The organism is Jiella soli (assembly GCF_020615385.1).
Lineage (GTDB): Bacteria > Pseudomonadota > Alphaproteobacteria > Rhizobiales > Rhizobiaceae > VKMB-3413.
On sequence record NZ_JAJAVB010000032.1, the window covers coordinates 37,521 to 62,418 of the forward strand.

General features: G+C 67.2%; 21 protein-coding genes. 17 read left to right on the plus strand and 4 right to left on the minus strand.

What is annotated here, in order from left to right; translation table 11 throughout:
* The first annotated feature begins 17 nt into the window (after positions 1–17).
* Complete coding sequence (locus LH400_RS20395; RefSeq protein WP_229155113.1) at positions 18–1,256, plus strand: FtsX-like permease family protein; 1,239 nt, start codon at positions 18–20, stop codon at positions 1,254–1,256.
* 162 nt (positions 1,257–1,418) lie between these two features.
* Here LH400_RS20395 and LH400_RS20400 read toward each other — a convergent pair whose 3' ends face one another.
* The 3 genes from LH400_RS20400 to LH400_RS20410 form a co-directional block, all read right to left on the minus strand.
* Complete coding sequence (locus tag LH400_RS20400; RefSeq protein ID WP_229155114.1) at positions 1,419–2,351, minus strand: aminotransferase class IV; 933 nt, start codon at positions 2,349–2,351, stop codon at positions 1,419–1,421.
* Between the two features lie 267 nt (positions 2,352–2,618).
* A complete protein-coding gene (locus LH400_RS20405) occupies positions 2,619–3,452 on the minus strand; it encodes a universal stress protein (protein ID WP_229155116.1) in 834 nt (277 codons plus the stop codon).
* Positions 3,453–3,665: 213 nt separating this feature from the next.
* Positions 3,666–4,559 (minus strand): GntR family transcriptional regulator, encoded by an 894-nt coding sequence (locus LH400_RS20410; RefSeq protein WP_229155118.1) that lies wholly within the window; start codon positions 4,557–4,559, stop codon positions 3,666–3,668.
* A 237-nt stretch (positions 4,560–4,796) separates the two neighbouring features.
* Between LH400_RS20410 and LH400_RS20415 the strand changes: the two genes are divergently transcribed.
* The 4 genes from LH400_RS20415 to LH400_RS20430 all read left to right on the plus strand — a co-directional run bounded on the left by LH400_RS20415 (position 4,797) and on the right by LH400_RS20430 (position 8,813).
* Positions 4,797–5,843 (plus strand): ABC transporter permease, encoded by a 1,047-nt coding sequence (locus LH400_RS20415; protein WP_229155119.1) that lies wholly within the window; start codon positions 4,797–4,799, stop codon positions 5,841–5,843.
* Positions 5,844–5,930: 87 nt separating this feature from the next.
* A complete protein-coding gene (locus LH400_RS20420) occupies positions 5,931–6,872 on the plus strand; it encodes an ABC transporter substrate-binding protein (RefSeq protein WP_370638449.1) in 942 nt (313 codons plus the stop codon).
* A gap of 116 nt (positions 6,873–6,988) precedes the next feature.
* Positions 6,989–7,762, plus strand: coding sequence for an ATP-binding cassette domain-containing protein (locus LH400_RS20425; protein WP_229155122.1), 774 nt, complete (start codon positions 6,989–6,991; stop codon positions 7,760–7,762).
* A gap of 40 nt (positions 7,763–7,802) precedes the next feature.
* Complete coding sequence (locus tag LH400_RS20430; protein WP_229155396.1) at positions 7,803–8,813, plus strand: zinc-binding alcohol dehydrogenase family protein; 1,011 nt, start codon at positions 7,803–7,805, stop codon at positions 8,811–8,813.
* Positions 8,814–8,912: 99 nt separating this feature from the next.
* Here LH400_RS20430 and LH400_RS20435 read toward each other — a convergent pair whose 3' ends face one another.
* Positions 8,913–9,608 carry a FadR/GntR family transcriptional regulator gene (locus LH400_RS20435; RefSeq protein ID WP_229155124.1) on the minus strand — a complete coding sequence of 232 codons (696 nt, stop codon included), beginning with the start codon at positions 9,606–9,608 and terminating at the stop codon, positions 8,913–8,915.
* 270 nt (positions 9,609–9,878) lie between these two features.
* Here LH400_RS20435 and LH400_RS20440 point away from each other — a divergent pair, with 270 nt between their 5' ends.
* The 12 genes from LH400_RS20440 to LH400_RS20495 all read left to right on the plus strand — a co-directional run bounded on the left by LH400_RS20440 (position 9,879) and on the right by LH400_RS20495 (position 24,886).
* Positions 9,879–10,757, plus strand: a complete 879-nt coding sequence (locus LH400_RS20440) for a fumarylacetoacetate hydrolase family protein (protein WP_229155126.1) — start codon at positions 9,879–9,881, stop codon at positions 10,755–10,757.
* Positions 10,754–11,533, plus strand: coding sequence for an alpha/beta fold hydrolase (locus tag LH400_RS20445; RefSeq protein ID WP_229155128.1), 780 nt, complete (start codon positions 10,754–10,756; stop codon positions 11,531–11,533). The genes LH400_RS20440 and LH400_RS20445 overlap by 4 nt, the downstream gene beginning before the upstream one ends.
* 66 nt (positions 11,534–11,599) lie before the next feature.
* Positions 11,600–12,931 (plus strand): metal-dependent hydrolase family protein, encoded by a 1,332-nt coding sequence (locus LH400_RS20450; protein WP_229155129.1) that lies wholly within the window; start codon positions 11,600–11,602, stop codon positions 12,929–12,931.
* Positions 12,932–12,959: 28 nt separating this feature from the next.
* On the plus strand, positions 12,960–13,958 hold the full coding sequence (locus LH400_RS20455; RefSeq protein ID WP_229155130.1) for a branched-chain amino acid ABC transporter permease: 999 nt from the start codon (positions 12,960–12,962) through the stop codon (positions 13,956–13,958).
* On the plus strand, positions 13,955–14,998 hold the full coding sequence (locus LH400_RS20460; protein WP_229155131.1) for a branched-chain amino acid ABC transporter permease: 1,044 nt from the start codon (positions 13,955–13,957) through the stop codon (positions 14,996–14,998). The genes LH400_RS20455 and LH400_RS20460 overlap by 4 nt, the downstream gene beginning before the upstream one ends.
* Positions 14,999–15,039: 41 nt before the next feature.
* Complete coding sequence (locus tag LH400_RS20465) at positions 15,040–16,293, plus strand: ABC transporter substrate-binding protein (protein ID WP_229155132.1); 1,254 nt, start codon at positions 15,040–15,042, stop codon at positions 16,291–16,293.
* A gap of 111 nt (positions 16,294–16,404) precedes the next feature.
* The gene (locus tag LH400_RS20470) at positions 16,405–17,187 is read left to right on the plus strand and encodes an ABC transporter ATP-binding protein (protein WP_229155133.1); all 783 of its coding nucleotides are present in this window, start codon (positions 16,405–16,407) and stop codon (positions 17,185–17,187) included.
* Positions 17,180–19,420, plus strand: a complete 2,241-nt coding sequence (locus LH400_RS20475; RefSeq protein ID WP_229155134.1) for an ABC transporter permease — start codon at positions 17,180–17,182, stop codon at positions 19,418–19,420. Before LH400_RS20470 ends, LH400_RS20475 begins: the two co-directional genes overlap by 8 nt.
* Before the next feature lie 5 nt (positions 19,421–19,425).
* Positions 19,426–20,259, plus strand: coding sequence for a phosphoenolpyruvate hydrolase family protein (locus tag LH400_RS20480; protein WP_229155135.1), 834 nt, complete (start codon positions 19,426–19,428; stop codon positions 20,257–20,259).
* Positions 20,260–20,323: 64 nt separating this feature from the next.
* Entirely contained in the window at positions 20,324–22,894 is a 2,571-nt protein-coding gene (locus LH400_RS20485) for a flotillin family protein (protein WP_229155137.1), read from the plus strand.
* A gap of 9 nt (positions 22,895–22,903) precedes the next feature.
* Complete coding sequence (locus LH400_RS20490) at positions 22,904–23,341, plus strand: SRPBCC family protein (RefSeq protein WP_229155139.1); 438 nt, start codon at positions 22,904–22,906, stop codon at positions 23,339–23,341.
* 24 nt (positions 23,342–23,365) lie between these two features.
* Complete coding sequence (locus LH400_RS20495; RefSeq protein WP_229155140.1) at positions 23,366–24,886, plus strand: zinc-binding dehydrogenase; 1,521 nt, start codon at positions 23,366–23,368, stop codon at positions 24,884–24,886.
* Positions 24,887–24,898 lie beyond the last annotated feature (12 nt).

Sequence of the window (24,898 nt, forward strand, 5' to 3'; positions counted from 1 at the left end):
AGGAAGGAGAGGGTGCGATGTTTCGCTTCATCGCGGCGGATCTGAAGCGGCACTGGGTTGGAGTTGCCGTGGTGGCGCTGATCATCGCGCTGGCAACCGCGCTCGGCGTCGCGGTGACGCTGCAGGAACGGGCGCTCAGGGTCGGCAGCGCGCGGGCGGCGCAGGCCTTCGATCTCGTCGTCGGAGCGCCCGGCAGCGAAACCCAGCTCGTGCTCTCTTCCGTCTTCCTGCAGGTCGCGCCGCTGCCGCTGATGCCCGGCAGCGTCCTTGCCGGGCTGATCCGCGATCCGCGCGTCGCCTGGGCGGCCCCGATCGGATTCGGCGACTTTGCCGGCGACAGCCCCATCGTGGGGACGACGCCCGAGCTGCTCACCGGGGTCGGCGGGATCGGCGAGGGGGAGCCATTCCGCCGGCTCGGCGAGGCCGTCGCGGGAGCCTTCGCACAGCAAGAGATCGGGTCAAGGATCACGCCGCTGCACGGTCGCCTGCACGAAGGCGGGCAACCGCATGCCGCAGTTCAATACACCGTGGCCGGTCGGCTCAAGCCGACCGGCACGCCCTGGGACCGGGCGATCCTGGTGCCGATCCAGACGGTCTGGGCCGTCCATCACCATGAAGACGAGGAAGAGACCACGTCCGGCGCCCACGAAGACGACGAGGCGGAAGCGCATCTCGATCCCGCCGCGCTTATCGATCCGGCGGCACTTTCCGCCGCGGACGCGCCGGGCCTGCCCTCGATCCTCGTCAAGCCGAAGACCATCGCCGATGCCTATAAGCTGCGCCAGGAATATCGGAGCGAGAAGACGCTCGCCGTCTTTCCCGGGGAGGTCTTGACGAGGCTCTACGGCACGCTCGGCGATGCGCGCCGGGTGCTTGCGGCCGTCGCCGCCGGCGCGCAGGCGCTCGTCGCGGCAGCAATCCTTCTCGTCGTCATCGTCCACATCCTGCAGCGGCGCCGGCAGATCGGCGCGCTGCGGGCATTCGGCGCGTCGCGTGCGGTCGTCTTCGGCATCGTCTGGTCGGAGACCTTTGCGATTATCGGGACCGGCGTCCTCGCCGGCTTCGGGCTCGGCTGGCTCGTCGCCCGGACGGCCTCGGCCTTGCTTGCCGAGCAAAGCGGCGTCTCAATGCCGGTGAGCTTCGTCGGCGAAGACTGGCTGTCGGTCGCAGCGTTCTTTGCCGCGACCGCGTTCATCGCGCTGGTGCCGTCCATGCTTGCCTACCGGCAATCGCCTGCCGAAGCCCTCAGGGCCTAGAGAATCGCACCGAAGCGTGGGAGCGGTTTTCCCAAGAACCGTGCGACGTCAAAGAGATCGGTCGCAGGAGCGATTCCGGCTTACCTCCCGGCGCTCAAGACGCAGGGAGAATGGCGGGGAATTGCTTTACGCTTCCCCCCGGTGATTGCAGCCGTGATCTCGTCAGGCCGAGGGACCCTGCACATAGCGGGCATAAAGTTCGGCGATATGGGCGGTGACCGGCCCCGGCCTATGCGCACCGATGTGGCGCCCGTCGATCCGCCGGACCGGTGTCACGCCGCCGAGCGTGCCAGTCACGAAGGCCTCATCGGCCGAATAGACCTCGGCCAGCGTGAAATCGGTCTCGCGCACGCGGCCGCCGTCGCCAGCGTAAAGGTCGATGATCTTCTGGCGGGTGATGCCCTTGAAGTTGAAGCGCCCGGTCGAGGTCCAGAGCTCATTTCCGCGCACGATGAAGAAATTGGTGGAGTTGCAGCTCGCGACGAACCCCAGGGGATCCAGCATCAGCGCCTCGTCGGCGCCGGCCTCGATCGCCTGGATCAGCGCCTGGATGAAGTTCAGCCGGCTGTGGGAATTCAGCCGGAGGTCGAACACGTCCGGGCCACTGCAGCGGATCGCCGAGGTGAAGAGGCTGAGGCCCTTCGCCTTCTGCCCCGGGTCCGGTTTCTTGTACTCCGCGACGATGACGATCGTCGCGCGGCCGGTCGCAAAGCGGGGGTCCTGGTTGGGCGTTGTCTTCACCCCGCGCGTCACCATCAGCCGGATATGGGCGCCATCCGTCATCCCGTTCCTGTCGAGCGTCGCGCGGACGGCGCCAAGGAGCTCCTCCTTGGTCATGCCGATGTCGAGCCGGATCGCGTTCGCCCCCTCGTAGAGGCGCTTCATGTGCTCGTCCTCGGAGATCAGCCTGCCGTTGACGAGCCGCAGACCCTCCCAGACGCCGTCGCCAAGGACGAAGCCCGCGTCGAACACCGAGACCTTCGCCTCGTGACGGCGGAAGAACTCGCCATCGACATAGATGAGGACCTCGTCGTTGCGGTCGTCCTTCACATAGCCTTGCGAGCTGGTGCTGCTGCGCTGATCTGCGGCAGGCATGGCGGGATTCCTTCGTCTGAGGGGCAGCGTCCTGAACGGAGCGGAGGGCGTCCCGATCTCATGAAAGAGCATGCCGCCCTTGATCAAGCCCCTTGCCGGGACAAAGATCCTTCCACCGGCATCAGAACGCGGAGGAGCGGGAAATATGCGCGCACCTTCGCTACCAGAAGCTGACGGCTGTCTGCTCCAGCCATTTGAGCGGCGTCGTTTGCGATGACGCCGCTCGACGGGCGTGCGATCCCAGGTCCGCGACCGAGGGACCAGCGCTCAGCGGGCGAGGAACAGCGGCAGCGGGGGCTTTTCCGTCAGCTGCTTCGTGACCCCGCCGAAGATCCACTGGCGCAGGCGCGAATGGCCGTATGCGCCCATCACGATCATGTCGGCGGAAATGTCGATCGCATGCTGCCGCAGAACCTCGGCGATGTCCTTGCCGCCGCTCGGCAGGCGTTCGACGGTCACCTTGGCGCCGTGCCTGGCGAGATAGGCCGCGACGTCGGCGCCGGGCTCGGGTCCGTTGTCCCCGGCGGTCGCCTGCGGATCGACGAGAACCACATGCGCCGCCTCGGCTTCGGCCAGGATTCCGACGGCCTTGCGAACGGCCGACGAGGCTTCGAGGGTGGAGGACCAGGCGACCATGACCCTGCGCGGGCGCAAGGTCGGTGTCGCTCCTTCCGGGACGATCAGCACGGGGCAGTTCGCTTCGAACAGCGCGCCCTGGAGCACGGCCGCGGCGAGGCGTCGGTCCTTGATGAGTTCGGGCCCTACGAAGAGGAGGTCCGAATAGCGCGCCCGCCGGCCGACGGCGCCGGAGATGACCGGGCGCTCGGCAAAGACCGTGTCGACATCGGCCGACACTCCGCTCGCCCCGAGGTCGGCATTGACCGCGTCGACCCGCTCGCGCAGCTGGCGCGCGGCTTCTTCACGCTCGCGCACCCAAAGATCGGAGACCGCGGCATATTCCTCGATCGGCGGGGGCGGCGCCACCGAAGCGACGAGGACGGCAAGATGCGAGCCACTTTCCTCGCAAAGGCGTTCCGCCGCCTTGAGGTCGCGGTCTGACTGATCGATGGCGGTGACGCTGAGCACTGTCTTGAAGCGCATGAAACTATCCTTCCGGGCGGCGAGTCTGCCTGTCACGCTTTAACAGTAGCGGGTCGGACCGTGTCGCCGTTTGCGGCCGATCAATTCGCAGATCGTCGTGGAGGGTTGACCTGAGCGCGGCGAATTCGGGCGGGACATCACTCGCCGTGAGAATGGCCGGAGCCTTGCTGCTCACCGGTCGCGCTCGTCGTGATGCCGGATTGCGCGACCGGCCTATGGCCCCTCGATCGATGCGAGCAGGGTCTGGCGTGCGGTCGCGAGGTGGGCGTCCGCCGCGGCGAGGATGCGCTGCGGATCGCGCGAGCGCAGCGCTGCGATGTACAGGAGATGTTCGCCGATCGCCGCCTCGTTTCGCTCGCGCTCCGAGCGCTTGTTCCATTGATAGTGATAGTGGAACACGAAGGAGATCAGGTCCTGGAAGTCGAGTGCGAAGCGGTTGCCGGTGATCGAGACGATGGCGGTGTGAAAGCGGTCGTCGAGCGCCGAGAAGTCGTGAAAGGACGTCTCGATCGTCGCCAGCAGGCGGTGATGGGCCTCTTCCATCGCATCGAGGTCGCACCAAACGGCGTGGTCGTCGGGAAGATGCGCAAAGCGCTGTGCGGCGTCGAGTTCGATCATCCGCCTGAAGTCGGAGAGCTCCCTTGCATATTGCGCGGTGAAGCCCTCCAGCATCCAGCCGTCGCGCCCCTCGCGCCGGACGAGACCGAACCGGCTGAAGCGGGTCAGGAACGCCGTGATCGCCGGCGGGCTTACCGAGAAGCGGCGCGACAGGTCGCGGACGTTCAGCCGCGTATTCGGCGCGACGTCGCGGCGCAGGATCCATTCCAGGAACGCGCGCTCAACCCGCTCGCTGCCGGACCGCAGGTCCGTCGGCGCGAACCGGTCGGAGGCGAGCGGGCGGCGCAGGAGCCGCTTGCGGCGACCCCGCCAACTGACAATGCCGGTCTCGTCGAGCTCCTTCAGCACCGATCTGGCGATCGTCCGGCTGACGCAGAGCCAGTCGGCGATCACCTGTTCGGACGGCAGCTCGGTTCCGGTCGGCTCGTCCTCCAGCCGCTTCAACAGCGCGTTGCAGGCGGTCTTGAATCGCTCGTTGGTCCTGGCCACGACTTTCGTACCATTCCTTCAGCAAACTGATATCGTTACGGTTTCTCATGTCAGTATGGAAATAATTAAAAACCATTGACCGCAAATGTTCCTCCTGTCTAGTCTTTTGCGTGGGAGACATGGCGGTCGCCGCTCGGATGAGCGGCCCCGGCAGCATGGTGGATCGGCAAGCCGGACGGGAGCGCGTTGCCGCGGGGCGGCCGCGGCCTTCGAAGGCCGGCCAGCGGGAGGATCGGAATGAGTCAGATGGAGGGCTCCGCCGCCAAGACGGGGAGCCTCGACCTGATCGGCATCGCCGGCGCCATCAAGCGCCGGGGCGACCTCATCCAGAAGCTGTCCGCCCTGGCGACGCTGGTGATTCTTGTCGCCGCCTTCTCATTCGTCAACGGCGCCTTCCTGTCGTCCGCCAATGCGATGACCATCCTGCTGCAAACGGCGGTGATCGGCCTTCTCGGCCTCGGCATGACCGTGGTGATCATCACCGGCGGCATCGATTTGTCGGTCGGTTCGGTTCTGGCGCTGTCGGGCGTTTGCGCCGGGCTTCTGGTGAAGGCGGGACTGCCTGTGTCGGTCGGCTTCCTCGGCGGCGTCGCGGTCGGCACCTTCTGCGGCTTTTTGAACGGACTCGTCGTCACCAAGCTGAAGATCACGCCCTTCATCGCGACGCTCGGCATGATGCTGATCGCCCGCGGCGTCGCGCTGCAGATCACCGGGGCGGCGCCGGTCTCGCAGCTCGGCGAGAGCTTCGGCCTGCTCGGCAATGGCGCCTTGTTCCGGGTCGTCGAGCGGGCGCCGAACGGCTTTCCGCGCGTCATCTTTCCCGGCATCCCCTATCCGGCGATCCTGCTTCTCGTCGCGGCCCTCGTCATCGCCTTCGTCCTGCACAAGCGCGGCGTCGGGCGGCATGTCTACGCCGTCGGGTCGAACGAGGAGGCGGCGCATCTGTCTGGCGTCAGCGTCTGGCGCACCAAGCTCTTCGCCTATTCGCTGTCCGGCTTCATGGCCGGGCTCGCCGGCCTCGTCCTGATGTCGCGGCTCGTCACCGCGCAGCCGAGCGAAGGCGTCATGGCCGAGCTCGACGCGATCGCGGCCGCCGTCATCGGCGGTGCCTCGCTGATGGGCGGTTCGGGCACGATCTCGGGGACGATGATCGGCGCGTTCATCATCGGCATCCTGCGCAACGGGCTGAACATGGCCGGGGTGTCGTCCTTCATCCAGCAGATCGTCATCGGCTGCGTCGTCATCGGTGCCGTCTATGTCGATCAGCTGCGCAACCGGCGGTGACGCGGCGCGGGAGGCGCCATGCACCGCTTCCAACATGAATCGAACGGCCGAGGCGGCCGGATAACGGGAGGAATGCATATGAATTCGATTGGAAAATGGGCGGCTGCGACCATCCTGGCGGGTGTCGCGACGGCCTTCGCCGGGGCGGCTTCGGCGCAAGAGATCGCCGTCATCGTCAAGACCAATTCGTCGAACTTCTGGCAGAACGTCAACAAGGGCGCGTCCGCCGCGATCAAGAAGCACGACGGCTATACGATGAGCTTCGACGGACCGGCGACGGAATCGGCGATCTCCGACGAGGTCAATCTCGTCGAGAACGCGATCAATCGCGGCGTGAAGGGCATTGTGCTCGCTCCGTCGGACCCCGAAGCGCTGATCCCGCCGGTGAAGCGCGCCTATGAGAACGGCATTCCGGTGGTGATCATCGACAGCCTGCTCGCCGAAAGCGGCAAGGAATATTACCAGTCGTTCCTCTCGACCGACAACAAGGCGGCCGGCGAGGCGATGGCCAAGGAGATGATCGATCGCGTCGGCAAGACCGGCAACATCGCCGTCATGTCCTATGTGCCGGGCGTCGGCTCCGAGATCGGCCGGGTCGGCGGCTTCAAGGACTATATCGAGAAGAACTCGGACCTGAAGATCGTCTCGACGCTCTACTCCCAGTCCCAGATGGCGACGGCGCTGAACCAGACGACGGACACGCTGGCCGCCAATCCTGATCTGAAGGGCATCTTCGGCGCCAACGAGCCGACCGCCGTCGGCATGGGCCGCGCGATCGAGCAGGCCGGCAAGAAGGGGCAGATCGTCGCCCTCGGCTTCGACGGCAATGCGGACCTTCAGGCCATGATCAAGGACGGGACCCTCGACGCCATCGCCGTCCAGGGCTCCTACCAGATGGGCGAAAAGGGCGTCGACACCGTGATCGATCTGATCGAGGGCAAGACTGTCGAGCCCTATGTCAACACCGGCGTCGTCATCGTCACCAAGGACAATATCGACAGCCCGGAAGCCCAGAACGTCCTCTACTGAGCGGACGTTTCCACGAAGATCGCGGGCGGCGCAGCAGCGCCGGCCGCGACCCGCCCCTGGCCGCCCGGCCGCCGAGGCGACGCGGCCGGCGCCTGTCGATCAACCGAGGCAGCAGCATGCAGAACGCGCAGCCACCGCTCGTCGAGATGCGGCACATCTCCAAGCATTTCGGCGGCCTCCAGGCCGTCAAGGACGTCTCGCTGTCGCTTCATGCCGGAGAGGTCGTCGGCGTGCTCGGCCACAACGGCGCGGGAAAGTCCTGCCTGATGCGGATACTGTCCGGTGCGATGGCCGCCTCATCCGGTGAGATCCGCCTCGGCGGCGAAGCGGTCGACATTCCGACGCCGTCGGCGGCTCGGGAGCTCGGCATCGAGACCATCTATCAGACGCTGGCGCTCGCCGATCATCTCGACGCGCCGGCGAACCTCTTTCTCGGCCGCGAACTGAAGACGCGCTTCGGCAATCTCGACAAGAAGCGCATGCTGCGCGAGGCCGAGGCGGTGCTTCATCGGCTCAACCCGAACTTCAAGAACCTGACCGTGCCGGTCAGCGCCATGTCGGGCGGCCAGCGCCAGGTGATCGCGATCGCCCGGGCGATCTATTTTGACGTGAAGGTGCTGATCATGGACGAGCCGACCGCGGCACTCGGACCGTCGGAAACCGAGATGGTGTCGGGCCTCGTGGAGAAGCTGCGCGCCGACGGCATCGGCATCCTGCTGGTCTGCCACGACATGCACGACGTCTTCCGGCTGTGCGACCGGGTGATGGTGATGAACAATGGCAGGAATGTCGGCGACTACGCCATTGAGCAGGTGTCGAAGGACGACGTCCTCAGCCTGATCATCAAGGGCGAACTGCCCGCGGACTGGAGCGACCGCCGTGCAGCGTGAGGTGAAGACAGGCGCGACCACGGGGCTGGGCGCAGCGACGATGCGGGCCCTCGTCGTCGAGGCGCCGGGCCGGCTGCGGCTCGACGAACGGCTGCGGCCGGAGAGCGCGCCGGAGGGCTGGGTGCTCGTCGACATCGCCAGGGTCGGCATCTGCGGCACCGACTACCACATCCTCGAAGGCAACCAGCCCTTTTTCGACTATCCGCGCGTCATCGGCCACGAACTGAGCGGGCGCGTCGCCGAGGACAAGAGCGGCTTTTCCCGCGGCGAGCTCGTCACCATCAACCCCTACGTCTCCTGCGGCCGATGCCGGGCCTGCCTGCGTGGCAAGCCGAACTGCTGCACGAAGATCGCGGTCCTCGGGGTCCACCGGGACGGCGGCCTCACCGAGCGGATCGCGGTCCCCGCGCAAAACCTCTATCGCGCCGACGGCCTCACGCCGGACCAGGCGGCGATGGTCGAGTTCCTGGCGATCGGCGCCCATGCGGTGCGCCGGTCCGGGCTCACGGGTGCGGACTGCGTGCTGGTCGTGGGCCTCGGCCCGATCGGGCTTGGGACGGCGCTCTTTGCGCAGGCGCGCGGGGCGGAGGTTCATATCCTCGACGCCAACGCCGAGCGGCTGGCCAGGCTCCAGCGCGATTTCGGTTTTGCCAACACTCACGCTCTGGACGATGGGCCCGAGGTTCTGATGGCCGCGACGGGCGGGGACGGCTTCGACGTCGTCTTCGACGCGACCGGAAGCGCCCGCGCGATCGAGGCGGGCTTCGCCCTTGTCGGCCATGGCGGCACCTACGTCCTCGTCAGCGTCGTGAAGGACAAGATCAGCTTCCTCGACCCGGAGTTCCACAAGCGCGAGACGACGCTGATGGGCAGCCGCAATGCGACGCGGGAAGACTTCGAGACCGTGAAGGCCGCGCTCGCCGACGGCACGATCGATTCCTCGAAGCTGAAGACCCACGCCGCGGCGCTCCGTGACGTGGTGGAGGCGCTCTCCGGATGGAGCGCCGATCGCCGCGACATCGTCAAGGCGATCGTCACCGTCGCCGACTGAGCCCAGGTCCAGCGATGGGACGGGACCCGGCGCCTTCGCGGTCCCGTCGTGGCCGAAGCACTCCGCCTGACGGGCACGGCCTGAAAACTTGATCGCCGGCTATTCGGCCGCGTTGGACAGGCTCCAGCGGGCGAGCAGATTGTGCGAGACCGTCTCCAGATGCGCCTGCATGCCCTGCCGGGCCCGGGTCGGATCACGCCGCAGCAGCGCCTCCACCACCACGGCGTGCTCCTGGCAGTAGCGCTGGCGGCGTTCCTCGGAGAACGACCGCTTCTTCATCTCGAACCAGGGGGATTGGTTTCTCAGGATGCGCAGGAGTTCGTGCAGTTCCTTCAGGAGCTGGTTGCGCGCGCCTGCGAAGACGCGGTGGTGGAACTCAGCGTCCCAATCCTCGAACTCCGGCATGTCCACCGCCGCCACGGCGCGCTGATGCGCCTCCTCGAGCGCCTGCAGCTCGCTGGCGCTGGCATTGGTGGCGGCGAGCGCGGCGGCGGTCGGCTCGACCAGGAGCCGCAATTCCATGATGTCGGCGGGGCTGGCCCCCATCATCCGCTGGGCGACCGCCACGAGAGCGTCCGGCCGCGTGGACGCGACGAAGGTTCCGGACCCGCCGCGCCTGTTCAGGGTGCCGTCTTCCTCCAGGAGCGCCATGGCCCGCCGGACCGTGTTGCGTGCGACGCCGAACTGCTGCGACAGGTCGCGCTCGGCCGGGATCCGGCTGCCGTCCGCCCATTCGCCCGACAGGATCCGCTGCCTGAGCATCCGGGCGACTTCGTCTGCAACGATCCGTGGCATGGGCGGTGAATGCCTCTCGTTATGATCCGGATATGAACCAGTGCCGGTTGTAGCGACCACCTTGGCAGCCTGATTTCCCGACAGATCCCTTGCAAGAAGAACGTGCGGGTCGATTGCAAATTCGAGACTTTGCACGGGTGTGCCTGGAAATCAAGCAATGCAAGATGCAGATTTTCACAGTTAAGCCTCTTGCGCCGGTTCTTCATTCGGGTCTAGCTTGGTCTCGATGAAGCCCAAAGTGGTCCATCACCGGGGAGGAATTGGTTCACGATGAAGGTCGCGGCATTCACGATCGCGGGGGAGCGGCGAGTCGGTATCGTCGACGCGAGCAGGAACACGATCGCAGCGTTCGATCTGCCGGCCGAACAGGCCGCCAGCGGCGTTCTGGCATTGATCGAGCATGGCGAGCCGGAGCGAATCCGCACGCTCGAGCCGGTCGATCTGGCGCGGGTGACGCTGGAAGCGCCGGTCCCGCGGCCGCGCCGCAACATCTTCTGCATCGGCAAGAACTATCACGAGCACGCCCACGAGTTCGCCAAGAGCGGGTTCGATTCCAGCGCCGCCAATGGCGCCGTGCCGGGGGCTCCGATCGTCTTCTCCAAGGTGCCGGAGACGGTCATCGCAACGGGCCGCGTCGTCGGAATCGACGCCCGCGTCTCGGCCGCGATCGACTACGAGGCCGAACTCGCCGTCATCATCGGCAAGGCCGGCCGGGCCATCCGCCCGGAAGACGCCTTCGACCATGTCTGGGGCTACACCATCGTCAACGACGTCACCGCGCGCGACCTTCAGGGCCGCTACAGCCAGTGGCTGATCGGCAAGTCGCAGGACGGCTTCTGCCCGATGGGGCCGTGGGCGGTGACCAAGGACGAGGTTGATATCGCGTCGGCAGGCATTCGCTGCTTCGTCAATGGCGACCTCCGGCAGAATTCCAACACCGGGCTCCTGATCTTCGACATCCCGACGATCATCGCGACGATCTCCGCCGGCATCACGCTGCAGCCCGGAGACGTGATCGCGACGGGGACGCCCGCCGGCGTCGGCATCGGCTTCTCGCCGCCGCGCTACCTGAAGACCGGCGATGTGGTGCGGGTCGAGATCGACGGAATCGGGGCTCTGGAAAACCGCTTCGAGGAGATCGCGGCATGACTACGGTCCAGCTCGCCGGTATCGTTGCCGAAGTGAGCGGCGAGGGCATGCCGGTCGTCCTGATCCATGGTCTCGGCGGCACCGCCAACACCTACGAGCCGCTGATGGAGGCTTTGTCCTCCTATCGCGTCATCCGGATCGACATGCCGGGGTCGGGCCGTTCGCCGGTCCCGCACGATGCGCCGACGATCGAAAGCTTCGCTTCGGACATCGTCCGGGCGGTCCGCTCGCTCGCGGTGGAGCGGGCGCATTTCGTCGGCCATTCGCTGGGGACCATCGTCTGCCAGAAGATCGCCGCCGACAATCCGGCGCTCGTCGCCTCGCTCGCGCTCTACGGCGCGTTGACCGAGCCGCCGGAGGGGGCGCGGACCGGTCTCGGCAAGCGCGCGCAGATGGCGCGGGCAGGGGAGATGTCCGAGATCGCCGACCAGATCGTCGGGGCGACGCTCGCGCCCGGCACGCGGTCGTCGCAGCCGGCGGTTGCCGCCTTCGTGCGCGAGAGCGTGATGCGGCAGAACCCGGAAGGCTACGCCCGGACCTGCGAGGCGCTGGCCAAGGCCGAGCGCGTCGATTCCCGGTTGATCTCGGTGCCGACGCTCCTCGTCACCGGCGAGAACGATCCCGTCGCGCCCGTCGCCATGGCGCGAGAACTCGCCGATGCCATTGCCGGCGCCAGCCTTCACGTGCTGGCGCAATGCGGCCACTGGAGCCTCGTCGAGAGGCCGGCCGAATGCAGCCGCAAGCTCGTGGAGTTCCTGCGAAGGGTCGAGCGGTGAGGCGAACAGATATTTGAAGCAGTGCAGTGTCGGGCGGCGTGAGCCGCAGAAGACTGGGAGGTCGGCATGGCAGACAACGGACACGGATACGGCAACGGGCGCGATGGCGGCCAGACGCTGTTCACCAATGTGCGCATCCTCGATGCGACGGGCGAATATCCCTATACGGGCGAGGTGCTCGTCCAGGGCAATCGGATCAAGCAGGTCACCCGCGGCGGCTCCAGCCGCTTCGGCAGCGGGTCTTCGTCCGGCGGCGCGACGGTGATCGACGGCATGGGCGCGACGCTGATGCCCGGCATGATCGACGCCCATCTGCATCTGTCCTGGAACAACGCGCCCGGCATCGACCCCATCCAGATGATGGAGCTCGAGGAGCACATGCTGGTCACCATGGAGATGGCCAAGCTCGTCCTCGACGCAGGCTTCACCGGCGGCCGCGGTGCCGCCGCCGCCAAGCCGAGGCTCGACGTCGTCGCCAAGAAGTTCATCAACCAGGGCCGCTTCCCCGGGCCGCGCTATCTCGCGGCCGGTCCCGAGATCACCACCGTGGGCGGCCTCGGCGATGCCGCCCCCTCGCATATCCCGCATGAGGGGCTCAATCTCGGCCTCGTCGTCTCCGGGCCCGAGGAGGTTCGCCGCACGGTCCGAACGCTGATCAAATACGGCGTCGACTCCATCAAGCTGAACCTCTCCGGCGAGGCGATCACCGGCATGGGCGCCGAAGAAACGCCGATGTCGGAGGAAGAGGTCGCGATGGCCGTGTCCGAGGCCCGTTGCCGAAACAAGGTCGTCTCCGCTCATGCCCGCTCGTCCGGCTCGGTCAAGCAGTGCATCCGCCACGGCATCCAGAACATCTACCACGCGTCTTTCGCCGACGAAGAAGCGCTCGATATGCTCGAGGCGGTAAAGGACAAGCACTTCGTTGCGCCCGGCATCGCCTGGCTGATCAATACCGCGCGCCATGCCGAGCAATGGGGCATCAAGCCGGGTTCGCCGGTCACGATGGAGTACGAGCGCGAGCTCGAAATGTGCGTCGAGACGATGAAGAAGATGCACCGGCGCGGCATCCGCATCTGCATCGGCGGCGACTACGGCTTCGCTTGGACCCCGCAGGGGACCAACGCCAAGGACATCCAGACCTTCGTCGAGATGCTCGGCTTTTCGCCGATGGAGGCGATCATGGCTGCCACCAAGTATGGCGGCGAGATCATGTGCATGGGCGACGAGCTCGGCATGATCAAGGAGGGCTACCTCGCCGACATGATCCTCGTCGATGGCGATCCGATCGCCAATGTCCGGATCCTGCAGGAGAAGGACCGGCTGCTCGCCATCATGAAGGACGGCCAGTTCCACAAGCGGCCGCAGCTGCAGGAGCAGCGCCGCCGGCTGACGGCCTGATGCCGGCGAGCGGCGGCGGGAGCCCGACATGAAGCACCCGATTTCAGTCCTGGCGATCGCCCTCGCGGCCGCGCTGGTCCTGTGGCTGTTCCTCGCCGTCTGGCCGGACTGGCTGGTCGACCTCATCGGTGCGAAGAAGGTCTTCACCATCACGATCTTCAACGGCGTGACGGTCGCCGGGCTCTACTTCCTGGTCGCGAGCGGCTTCACGCTCGTCTTCGGCCTGATGCGCAACGTCAATCTGGCGCATGGCTCGCTCTACCTCTTCGGGGCCTATATCGGCTGGGAAGTCGCCAATCTTACCGGCATCTGGCTGTTCGGCGTCGCCGCCGGCTTCCTGGCCGGCGCGGTGATCGGCATCCTGCTCCAGCTCCTGGTGTTTCGCCGGATGGAGGGCGACGACCTCCGCCAGACCCTGGTGACCATCGGCATCTCGATCGTCGCAGCCGACCTGATGCTGGCGGTCTGGTCGGGCGGTACCTACCAGTTCTCGATCCCCGACTGGCTGAACGGCGCGGTGAAGACCCCGATCGTTACCTTCGTCCGCTCGAACGGGTCGGAAGTCTTCATGATGTACCCGTTCTACCGGCTCGTGGTCCTCGCCGCGGCCGTCGCGATCGGCATCGCGCTCTGGCTGATCCTCAACAAGACGCGGGTCGGCATGATGATCCGCGCCGGGGTCGACGATCGGGCGATGCTGTCGGCAACCGGGGTGAATGTCCATCTGGTCTTCGCCGCGGTGTTCGCGATCGGCGCGGGGCTCGCCGGCTTTGCCGGGGTCGTCGGGGGCAGCGCGCTGTCCATCGCGCCGGGCGAGGACGTGCGCTATCTCCTCGCATCGCTCGTCGTCGTCATCGTCGGCGGCATGGGATCGGTGACCGGCGCCGCGGTCGGCGCTCTCCTCATCGGCCTCGCCGAGCAGATCGGCCTCGCCTATTTCCCGACCTACGGCGTCGTCCTCACCTTCGTCATCATGGTGGTCGTGCTCGCGGTCCGGCCGCAGGGCCTGATGGGGAGGACGGCATGACGATCGCCGACACTGGGCCGGCCGAGGCGGGCTCGGCGCAGAGCTTTCTCGCCGCGATCGACGGCCGCTATCTCCTCGCCGCGACCCTCCTCATCCTTTACCCATTGGTGGCGAGTAACTTCTTCATCTTCCAGATCGGCGCCTGGGCGCTGATCCTCGGCCTGATCGCATTGTCCCTGATGGTGCTGGCCGGCTATGGCGGCATGGTCAGCCTCGCGCAGCTGACGGTGGCGGGTATCGCGGCCTATTGCGTCGCGATCTTCGGCACCAACGAGTCCAATCTTCTCGGCCTCGGCTGGCCGTGGTGGCTGGTGGTCCCGGTCTCGGTCCTTCTTGCGGCGCTCGCCAGCACGCTGATCGGTCTCCTGGCGGTGAGGACCGAAGGCATCTACACGATCATGATCACACTCGCGATCGGCACGGCCTTCTTCTACTTCGTCCGCCAGAACTACGACGTCTTCAACGGGTTCAACGGCTTTCACGGCGTGCTGCCGCCGCATGCGTTCGGGGTGAACTGGCGGGCGCCGGTGCCCTTCTACTATCTCTGCCTCGCCGTCTCGGGCCTGTTCTTCGCCGGGACGGTCTATGCGGAACGTTCCACCTTCGGACTGACGCTGCAGGCGATCCGCGACAATCCCCGGCGCATGCGCGCGCTGGGCTACAATGTCGCCGCGCACCGGGTCTTCGCCTTCTTCCTGTCCGGCATCATGGCGGGATCGGCGGGTGTCCTGCTCGTCTGGTTCAACGCCCAGATTTCGCCCGGAACGATCGGCGTCGACGCGGCGATCGACGTTCTCGTGGTCGCGGTCGTCGGCGGCATCGCCAGCCCGGTCGGGCCCTTCCTCGGTGCGATCCTGTTCGTGCTCCTGGAGAACTTCGCGATCGACCTCGTCGCCAGCGACCGCTTCAATACCGTCATCGGACTCGTCTTCCTGATCGTCCTCTTCGTCTCGCCGAAGGGCCTGCTCGGAATTCTGGCGAAGATGCGCGAGGCGGGTTCTGGAACTTCGTCGGGATCCGGTCGAAGCCGAGGAACCTGACGCAACCAGTCCAAAACCATCAACAAAGGGGAGGAAAGCTTATGTTGATCTCGAGACGCATTGTTATGGCCGCGGCGCTCGCCGCGTCCACCGTCCTGTCGACCGGGGCGTCGCACGCCGCCGACGGCACCATCAAGATGGGTGTCCTGGCGACGCTCGAGGGTGCCTTCACGGTGCTCGGAGAGGATGCCATGCGCGGCGCCAAGCTTGCGCTGCAGCAGCACGACAACAAGGCCGGCGGCAAGACGATCGAGCTGTCGACCGCCTCGTCCGACGCCTCGCCGGACAGCGCGGTCAAGGCCGCACGCAAGCTCGTCGAACAGGACGGGGTCGAGGTCCTGATCGGACCGCTCTCCGGGTCTGAGGGCATCGCGGTCAAGGACTATTCCAAGACCAAGCCGGAGGTCACCTTCCTCAACGGGTCGTCGGCCGCGCAGGACACGACGCTGTTCGACCCGTCGCCGAACTTCTTCCGCTTCTCGACCGACGGCGTCCAGTGGATGGCCGGGCTCGGCGAATACGCCTACAACGAGAAGGGCTACAAGCGTGTCGCGACCGTGGCGGAGGACTACTCCTTCCCCTACAGCCAGGTGGAAGGCTTCATGCTGCCCTTCTGCAAGCTCGGCGGCAAGGTCGTCGCCAAGTCCTGGGTGCCGATCGGCAACAAGGACTATTCCTCGGTCATCGCCTCGCTGCCGGACGATGTCGACGCGATCTACGTCGCGCTCGGCGGTGCCGACGCGGTCAACTTCCTGACCCAATACCAGCAGGCCGGCGGCCAGGCGCCGCTGATCGGCGGCTCGATCACCGTCGACCAGACCGTGCTGAGCGCCAAGGGCAACCTGAAGGACGCGCTGATCGGCACCATCGCGGCCGGCCCGACGGCCGACACCTGGGACGACCCGCGCTGGACGAAGTTCGTCGAGGCCTACAAGGAGGCTTATCCGGACGGCTTCCCGGTCCCCTCGCTCTTCGCCCATGCCTATTACGTCAACACCGAGGCGGCGCTGCGCGCGCTCGACGAGGTGAATGGCGATCTGTCGGATGGCGGCAAGAAATTCCGCGAGGCGCTGTCCAAGCTCGAATTCGATACGCCGACCGGGCCGGTGAAGGTCGACAAGAACCGCAACGGCGTCGCCAACATCTTCGTGACCGAAGTGGTCGAGAGCGACGACGGCCACCTCGTCAACAAGGTCATCAAGGTCGCCGAGAACGTCAACCAGACCCTCGGCGAGCCGGAGGACGAGTTCCTCAAGATCGGTCCGGCGAGCCGCGACAACCCGGACTGCCAGTAAGCGTCCGAACCCAGGTCATGGCCCCTGCCGCCGGTCGGGGCCATGACCTCCCGAGAGCACGAAACCCGCATCCGCCCGCCGTGACAGGTCGGGCCCCAAGGAGCAGCGACAGTGGCCGAGCCGGCTAGAAATCCCCTGAGCGAGAGCGGCGCGAATGCGCTCGAACTCTTCGGCGTCGGCCGCTCCTTCGGTGCGCTGACGGCGCTGGCGGACATCCACATGACGGTGCGCGCCGGCGAGCGCCGGGCCGTCCTCGGCTCGAACGGTGCCGGCAAGACGACCCTCTTCAACACGATTACCGGCGACTTTCCGCCGTCGACGGGCGAGATCCGCTTCTTCGGCGAGGACGTCACCCGCTTTCCGGCGCAGGAGCGCATCCGCCGCGGCCTGCGCCGGACCTACCAGATCTCGCTGCTCTTCGGCGGCCTCAGCGTCCGCGACAATGTCTATCTCGCCTGCCGCGGCGTCTCGCGGAGCCGTTTCTCGCTGGTCCGGCCGAAATGGGACGACGCGACGATGGAGCAGGCGGAACGGATCCTGCGCGCGGTCAAGCTCGACGACATCGCCGACACCCTCGTCGGCAACCTCAGCCATGGCCAGCAGCGCCAGCTGGAGATCGCGCTGGCGCTTGCCGGCGCACCACGCTTCATCCTGTTCGACGAGCCGGCGGCGGGGCTGTCGCCGACCGAGCGGCGGGACCTCGTGGCGATCCTGTCCTCGCTGCCTGCCCATATCGGCTACATCATCATCGAACACGACCTCGATGTCGCCCTGCGCGTCTCCGAGCGCGTGACGATGATGCACAACGGCCGGATCTTCAAGGAAGGCACGCCGCAGGAGATCGAGAACGACCCGCAGGTGCAGGAAATCTACCTGGGAGGCGGGCATGGCTAGGGACAGCGGCAGGTCGGCGCTGAAGATCCAGGGCCTCGACGTCTATTACGGTCAGTCGCATGCGATCCAGGGCATCGACCTGACCCTCGACCACGGCGTCTATTCCGTCGTCGGGCGCAACGGCATGGGCAAGACGACGCTCTGCAACACGATCACCGGCCTCAAGCGCGCGAACGGTGGGCAGATCCTTCTCGGCGGCCGCTCGATCACGCGGCTGGAGCCGCACCAGATCTCGCGCCTCGGCGTCGGCTACGTCCCGCAGGGGCGCCGCGTCTGGCGCAGCCTGTCGGTAGACGAGCATCTGAAGCTCGCCTTTCGCGGCGGCGCCGAGGCGCAATGGACGGTCGACCGCGTCTACCAGACCTTCCCCCGGCTCGCCGAGCGGCGCACCAATGGTGGCGGCCAGCTCTCCGGCGGCGAGCAGCAGATGCTGGCGATCTCGCGGGCCCTGCTCGGCAACCCGAAGCTCCTCGTCATGGACGAGCCGACCGAGGGCCTCGCCCCGGTCATCGTCGACCAGGTCGCGGAAATGCTGAGAACGCTCGGCGAGGAGGGCGAGATCGCCGTCCTCCTGATCGAGCAGAATATCGGAGTCGCGACCAGCGTGGCGGACAAGGTCGCGATCATGGTCAACGGCCGGATCAACCGGATCATGCCGGCGGCCGAACTTGCCGCCGACCGCGACCTGCAGCAGCGCCTGCTCGGCGTCGGCCGGCATTCCGATGAGCCGGAGGAGGATCCGACTCCCGAAACTTCCAGCGAGACGGAAAGCCGCGTCGCGGAAGTCTACCGGATCATCCGGCCGGGCGAGGAGGGCGCGTCGCAGCCCTCGCCCCGCGGCGAGGGCGGCTATCGCCGCAGCCTGCGTTCCGTGCCCAACCGCTGGTCCCTGAGCGATGCCCAGATCGGACGCGGCGGCGTCCGGCAACGGCCACAAGCGGCGGAAAAGGATGAGGCCGAGGCAGCCTCGACGATCTTCGAGATGCCGCGGATCGACCGCGCCTCGCGCACGGCGCTCGTCGTCGGCACCTTCGATACCAAGGGCAGGGAGCTGACCTTTCTGCGCGACCAGCTCCGCGCCGTCGGCGTCAGGACGCGGACGGTCGATCTGTCGACATCGCAGAAGCCATCCACGGCCGATGTCCGCGCGCAGGAGATCGCGAGTTTCCATCCGCGCGGCTCAAGCGCCGTCTTCGGAGAGGATCGCGGCCGCTCGGTGGAAGCCATGGCGGAAGCCTTTTCGCGCTGGATCGTCCGCGAGCGCGATATCGCGGCGATCATCTCGGCCGGCGGATCGGGCGGCACCTCGCTGGCGACGGCCGGCATGCGGCGGCTGCCGGTCGGCATCCCGAAGCTGATGGTCTCGACGGTCGCGTCGGGCGATGTCGGCCGCTATGTCGGGCCGTCCGACATCCTGATGATGCACTCGGTCGCCGACGTGCAGGGGCTCAACTCGATCACGGAGACGATCCTCTCAAACGCGGCGCATGCGCTCGCCGGCATGCTGGCCAAGCGGCCGAGCGCCCGCGACGCCGCTCGTGCGGCGGTGGAGAAACGCCCGGCGGTCGGGCTGACAATGTTCGGCGTGACGACGCCTTGCGTCCAGGCAGTGCAGCGCGAGCTCCAGGGCGAGTTCGATACGCTGGTGTTCCACGCCACCGGCACCGGCGGCCGCTCGATGGAGGCGCTCGCCGATTCCGGCCTGCTCGCCGCCGTGCTCGACCTGACCACGACCGAGGTTCCGGACATGCTGGTCGGCGGCGTCTTCGCGGCGACCGAGGATCGGTTCGGCGCGATCATCCGCAAGGGACTTCCCTATGTCGGCTCCTGCGGCGCCCTCGACATGGTGAATTTCGGCCCGCGCGACACCGTGCCGAAGACGTTCGACGGCCGGAAATTCGTCATCCACAATCCGAACGTGACGCTGATGCGCACGACGCGCGAGGAAAACCGCGCGATCGGCGAGTGGATCGCCGGCCGGCTCAACGAGATGCAGGGGCCGGTCCGCTTCCTCATTCCCGAGGGCGGGGTCTCGATGCTCGACGCTCCCGGCCAGCCCTTCCACGACCCGGACGCCGACCGGGCGCTATTCGAGGCGCTGGAGCAAGGGGTCCGCCAGACGCCGCAGCGCCGCCTCGTCCGGGTCTCCGCCAACATCAACGATCCCGCTTTCGTCGACGCCGTGCTCTCGGAGTTCCGGGCGATCGCCGCACCCATAGCCAAGAGGGCCTGAGCCGCATGCCGCGTTTCGAACGAACCGATCTCGTGGACAAGTTCCGGGGCATGGCCCGCCGGGGCGAGATGATCATCGGCGGCGGTGCCGGCACAGGCCTTTCGGCAAAGTGCGAGGAGGCCGGCGGCATCGACCTCATCGTCATCTACAATTCCGGCCGCTACCGCATGGCCGGGCGCGGCTCGCTCGCCGGGCTTCTGGCCTATGGCAACGCCAACGAGATCGTCATGGAGATGGCCTCGGAGGTCCTGCCGGTCGTCAGGAACACGCCGGTGCTCGCAGGGGTCAACGGCACCGACCCGTTCGTGAACTTCGATTTCTTCCTCGACCGGGTGAAGGCGGCCGGTTTCTCCGGCATCCAGAACTTCCCGACGGTCGGCCTGATCGACGGCACCTTCCGGGCCAATCTCGAAGAGACCGGCATGTCCTATGCCCTGGAGGTCGATCTCGTCGCCAAGGCGCGGGAGAAGGGCCTCTTCACCACGCCCTACGTCTTCTCGGAAGGCGATGCGGAAGCGATGGCGAAGGCCGGCGCCGACATCGTGGTCTGCCATCTCGGGCTGACCACCGGCGGCGCGATCGGGGCACAGACGGCGCTGAAGCTTGAGGACTGTCCGGCGCTGGTCGATGCCTGGGCCGAGGCCGCGCTGGCGGTCGACCCGGACATTGTCGTGCTCGTCCATGGCGGCCCGGTCTCCGAGCCGGCCGACGCCGAATACATTATGAACAATACGAAAAACTGCCACGGCTTCTACGGCGCCTCCTCTATGGAGCGCCTGCCGGTGGAGACGGCGCTCACCGAGCGCACCAGGGCATTCAAGGCCATCCGCAAGAGCTGAACGAAACGGACTTCCGGCGCCGCGGCCAAGGCCGGGCGCGGGATCGGAAGTGGGAGGATTGAAAATGGGCGCTGATATCGTCGGAGCCGTCATCTTGTGGCTCATCGTCGTCGCGGTCGTCGTCGTGATCGCGGTCTACCTCTTGCGCTGGCTCTATCGCCGCTCGACCAAGGAGCGGGCCTTCGTGCGCACCGGCTTCGGCGGCGAGAAGGTGGTCATCAATGGCGGCGCCTTCGTCATTCCGGTGCTGCACGAGGTGACGCCGGTCAACATGAACGTCGCGCGCATCGAGGTGCGGCGCGGCGAGGAGACGGCGCTGATCACCCGCGACCGCATGCGGATCGACCTCATCGCCGAGTTCTTCCTGCGTGTGCAGCCGAGCCGGGAGGCGGTCTCGCTCGCCGCCCAGACGCTCGGTAGCCGGGCGATGGAGCCGGCCGGCATCCGCGATCTCTTCGAGGGCAAGTTCGCGTCCTCGCTGCGTGCCGCCGCCGCGGAGATGACGATCGAGGAGGTGCACGAGAACCGCAGCCGCTTCATGGGCCGCGTGCGCGAACTCGCCTCAGAGGCGCTCGCCCAGAACGGACTGGAGATCGAGAGCGTCGCGCTGGTCGATCTCGACCAGACCAGCCTCGACTTCTTCGATCCGTCCAACGCCTTCGACGCCCAGGGCCTGACGCAGCTCACCGAGCAGATCGAGATGCGCCGCAAGATGCGCAATCAGATCGAGCAGGAGACGATGATCGCGATCCGCGACCAGAACCTTCTCTCCGAGCGGCGCACGCTCGAGATCGAGCGCGAGAGCGAATATGCGCGCCTGGAACAGGAGCGCGAGATCGAGGTGCGCCGGGCGCTGCAGCGCTCCGAACTGGTGCGTGAGCGGGCGCTGCGCGAGCAGGAGGGCCAGCAGGCCCAGCTCGTCGCGACCGAGGCCACCGAGAAGAGCCGGCTCGCCCAGGAGCGCGCGCTGGCCGAAAACCGGATCGCCAACGAGGAGGAGATCCAGCGCCGCGAGATCGCCCGCCGCCGGTCTCTCGAAGAGATCGAAATCCGCTCGCGTGAGGAGACCGAACGCGAGCAGATCGCCCTCGACCTCGCCTTGGAGCGCGAGCGCATCAACCGCCAGCGCGAGCAGGAGGAGCTGGAGGTCGCGCGCAGCCGGGCGATCGCCCTGGCCGAGCGCGAACGCGAGATCGCTCTGTCGCAGAAGGCCGTGGAAGTCGCCCGGGCCGAGGCGACGAAGCGCCAGGCCGACATCGACAACGAGCTCGAACTCGAACGCCGGCGCCTTGCCCGCGACCGCGACATCGATGCCGCGAGGGTCGAGCGGGAGCGTGCGCTGGAAGCCATGGAGATCGAGAAGCGGCAAGCCTTCGAATCGGCAGAGATCGCCGCGCGGCTTGCCGTGGAGCGCGCCCGCATCCAGTCCGAGGAGGAGGTCCGCCGCGCCGAGATCAAGGTCGAGCTGACGCTGCAGTCCGAGCGCATCCGCCGCCAGCAGGAGGAAGAGGCGCTGGAGGTCGCGCGGAGCCGAGCGCTCGCACTCGCCGAGCGCGAGCGCGAGATCGCGCTGGCCGAAAAGGCGCTGGAGGTCATCGAGGCCGAACAGGCGCGCGAACGCGCCTCGGTCATCTCCAAGGCCGATCTCGACCGCGAGCGCATGGTGGCGCAGCGCCGCCTCGACGAGGCGCGGCTGGAGCGCGAGCGGGCGCTCGAAGCGCTCGAGATCGCCAAGCGGCAGGCCTTCGAGGAAGCCGAGATCGCGGCCGGCGAGGAGGTCGAGCGGGCCCGCATCGCCACCGAGCGCGGCATCAACGAGGCCCGCGTCACCCGCGACCGGGACCTCAGGAAGCTCGAGGTCGACAAGGACCGGGCGATCGAGATCGCGGAGATGGAGCGTGCCATCGCCGTCGCGTCGAAGTCGCTGGAACGGTCGCAGGCGATCGCCGAGGCCGAAAATGCACGGGCCGGCGCGATCATCGCCGAGGAGCGCACCTTCACGGCACGCGAGCGCGAGATCGCCGAGCGGCGGAAGGCAATCGAGCTGATCACCGCATCGCGCGAGGCCGAGCGCGAGCGCGTGCGTCTGATCGCCAAGGCCGAGACCGAGAAGGATGCCGCCGGCAGCTTCGGCGAGGCCGAGCGCATGAAGGCCAAGGCCGAAGCCGATGCGGAAGGCATCCGCCTGGAGGCCGCGGCCAAGCGCATGAAGGTCGAGGCCGATGGTCAGCGCCAGGCGAACGAGGCCGACAACATCCTCACCGAGGCCGCGCGCGCGTCGCGGACGCGCTCCAAGCTGCTCGACAAGCTGGAGGGCATCGTGCGCGAGAGCGTCAAGCCGATGGAGAAGATCGAAGGCATCAACATCCTGCATGTCGACGGCATGCATGGGGGAGACGGCGAGCGGAAGAACGTCACCGACGAGGTGATCGATTCCGCGCTGCGCTACCGCGTCCAGGCGCCGATGATCGACAAGCTGATGAAGGAGGTTGGCATCGAGGGTGGTTCGATCGGCAGGATGACTGACGTCCTGCGCGACGCCAAGGACATCGACACGCTGGTGCGCAACAAGGAGAAGGGCAAGATCGCCAATGGCAGCGGTTCGCACCACGACGACGACGACCGGGATCGCTGAGGAGACATAATGGCCAAGGTCTTCGTCTCGACCGTGATCGACGCGCCCGCCGGGCGCGTCTGGTCTGAAATCCGCGACTTCAACGGTCTTCCCGGCTGGACGCCCTTCGTCGCCGACAGCCGGATCGAGCAGAACCAGCCCTCCGACAGGATCGGCTGCATCCGCAACTTCACCCTCAAGGACGGCGGCAGGATCCGCGAGCGCCTGCTCGGCCTGTCCGACTACGACCTCTCCTGCACCTACGAGATCCTGGAAAGCCCGATGGGCGTGACCGATTACGTGGCCCAGCTGAAGCTCGCACCGATCACCGATGGCGACCGGTGCTTTGCCGAGTGGAGCGCGGAGTTCGGCTGTGCGCCGGAACGGGAAGCGGAACTCGTCGGCCATATCGGCCGGGACGTCTTCCTTGCTGCGCTGACGGCGCTCAAGGGCCGGTTTTCCCGGTGAGCCAGGGACGATGAAGACACCGCAATGGTGAAGCTCTTGCGCAGCGCGGTGGTGGACGCGCCGGCCGACGAGGTCTGGCGGTTCCTGAGAGACTTCAACGGTCATGACCGCTGGCATCCCGCGGTAGAGGCGAGCGCGATCGAGGACGGTGAGACTTCCGACACCGTCGGCGCCGTCAGGGCCTTCCGACTGACCGATGGTGCGGCGCTCCGCGAGCAGCTGATCGCCATGTCGGACCGCAATTTGAGCTTCACCTATGCGATCGTGGAAGCGCCGCTGCCGCTTCACGATTACGTCGCGACCATGCGGCTGAAGCCGGTCACCGACGCGAACCGGACCTGCATCTTTTGGGAGTCGGAGTTCCGGCCGCCAGCCGCAAGCGCGGAGCGGCTGACGAGGATGGTGGCCGAGGACATCTACGAGGCAGGCCTAAAGGCATTGCAGCGGCATTTCGCGCGAAAGGGTGCGGGTCCTGCGGGATGGTCCGCGGCCGAAGGCGGCTTGACCGTCGCTCCGGCCATGGCGCCGGTCCGCCTGGCGGCGCCGCGGGCTTCCGCAGACACGGCCGGGGAAACCGACGCGATCATCGTCGAGAGCTATGGCGGGCCGCAGGTCATGCGCATGGGCCGGGTGAGCGTGCCGCGGCCTAGTCCAGGGGAGGTCCGGATCCGGCACCATGCGATCGGCGTCAACATGATCGATGCGCATTGCCGCACGGGCGTCGTGAAGATGATGCCGCTGCCGGGCATTCCCGGCATGGAGGCGGCGGGCGAGGTGGTGGAAACCGGGCCGGGCGTATCCCACCTCGCGGCCGGCGATCCGATCGTCTACGCCTGTCCTCCGACGGGCGCCTATGCGGGCGAACGCACCATGCCCGCAGACCTCGTCGTCCGCCTGCCGCGCGACATCGCCTTCGACCTTGCCGCCGGGGTTTTCCTCAAGGGGCTGATGGCGACGGTCCTTGCCTTCGACGTGCGCCCGCTCAAACCCGGCGAAGCGGTTCTGATCCATTCCGCCTCGGGCGGCATCGGCCTGCTCCTCTGCCAGCTCGCCCGCTCCGCCGGCGCCGAGGTGATCGCCGTGGTGTCGAACGCGGCCAAGGCGGAAGCGGCGCGCGAGGCGGGGGCTGCGGCGGTCTGCGTACGCGGACGCGACGATCTGCAGGACGTCGTCATGGCGCAGACGCAGGGGCGGGGCGCCGACGTCGTGTTCGACCCGGTCGGCGCCGCGACCTATGATGAGTCGCTCGCCGCCCTGGCGCCCCTGGGCCATCTCGTCAGCTTCGGCCAGGCGAGCGGCAGGCTGGGCCAGCGGGATCTTTCCGGGCTCGGCGCGAAGTCGGCCACGATCTCGCGGCCGAGCATCTCCCATTTCACCGACACCCGCGAGCGTCTTCTGCCGCGGGCGGAGCGATTGTTCGCACTGATCCGCGAACGGACGCTGACACCGCTCGCCCCGGCTCGTCTGCCGCTTTCCGAAGCCGCCAAGGCGCATCGGCGGCTGGAGGCCCGCGAAACCATCGGGGCGACGATCCTTCTGCCGTGAGAGGGGCCGTGC

What these genes read in the sequence shown, in the direction of transcription:
- LH400_RS20395 (WP_229155113.1), top strand. Translation starts at nt 18, where the DNA reads ATGTTTCGCTTCATCGCGGCGGATCTGAAGCGGCACTGGGTTGGAGTT.
- LH400_RS20400 (WP_229155114.1), bottom strand. Translation starts at nt 2,351, where the DNA reads ATGCCTGCCGCAGATCAGCGCAGCAGCACCAGCTCGCAAGGCTATGTG.
- LH400_RS20405 (WP_229155116.1), bottom strand. Translation starts at nt 3,452, where the DNA reads ATGCGCTTCAAGACAGTGCTCAGCGTCACCGCCATCGATCAGTCAGAC.
- LH400_RS20415 (WP_229155119.1), top strand. Translation starts at nt 4,797, where the DNA reads ATGAGTCAGATGGAGGGCTCCGCCGCCAAGACGGGGAGCCTCGACCTG.
- LH400_RS20425 (WP_229155122.1), top strand. Translation starts at nt 6,989, where the DNA reads ATGCAGAACGCGCAGCCACCGCTCGTCGAGATGCGGCACATCTCCAAG.
- LH400_RS20430 (WP_229155396.1), top strand. Translation starts at nt 7,803, where the DNA reads ATGCGGGCCCTCGTCGTCGAGGCGCCGGGCCGGCTGCGGCTCGACGAA.
- LH400_RS20435 (WP_229155124.1), bottom strand. Translation starts at nt 9,608, where the DNA reads ATGCCACGGATCGTTGCAGACGAAGTCGCCCGGATGCTCAGGCAGCGG.
- LH400_RS20440 (WP_229155126.1), top strand. Translation starts at nt 9,879, where the DNA reads ATGAAGGTCGCGGCATTCACGATCGCGGGGGAGCGGCGAGTCGGTATC.
- LH400_RS20445 (WP_229155128.1), top strand. Translation starts at nt 10,754, where the DNA reads ATGACTACGGTCCAGCTCGCCGGTATCGTTGCCGAAGTGAGCGGCGAG.
- LH400_RS20450 (WP_229155129.1), top strand. Translation starts at nt 11,600, where the DNA reads ATGGCAGACAACGGACACGGATACGGCAACGGGCGCGATGGCGGCCAG.
- LH400_RS20455 (WP_229155130.1), top strand. Translation starts at nt 12,960, where the DNA reads ATGAAGCACCCGATTTCAGTCCTGGCGATCGCCCTCGCGGCCGCGCTG.
- LH400_RS20460 (WP_229155131.1), top strand. Translation starts at nt 13,955, where the DNA reads ATGACGATCGCCGACACTGGGCCGGCCGAGGCGGGCTCGGCGCAGAGC.
- LH400_RS20465 (WP_229155132.1), top strand. Translation starts at nt 15,040, where the DNA reads ATGTTGATCTCGAGACGCATTGTTATGGCCGCGGCGCTCGCCGCGTCC.
- LH400_RS20475 (WP_229155134.1), top strand. Translation starts at nt 17,180, where the DNA reads ATGGCTAGGGACAGCGGCAGGTCGGCGCTGAAGATCCAGGGCCTCGAC.
- LH400_RS20480 (WP_229155135.1), top strand. Translation starts at nt 19,426, where the DNA reads ATGCCGCGTTTCGAACGAACCGATCTCGTGGACAAGTTCCGGGGCATG.
- LH400_RS20485 (WP_229155137.1), top strand. Translation starts at nt 20,324, where the DNA reads ATGGGCGCTGATATCGTCGGAGCCGTCATCTTGTGGCTCATCGTCGTC.
- LH400_RS20490 (WP_229155139.1), top strand. Translation starts at nt 22,904, where the DNA reads ATGGCCAAGGTCTTCGTCTCGACCGTGATCGACGCGCCCGCCGGGCGC.
- LH400_RS20495 (WP_229155140.1), top strand. Translation starts at nt 23,366, where the DNA reads ATGGTGAAGCTCTTGCGCAGCGCGGTGGTGGACGCGCCGGCCGACGAG.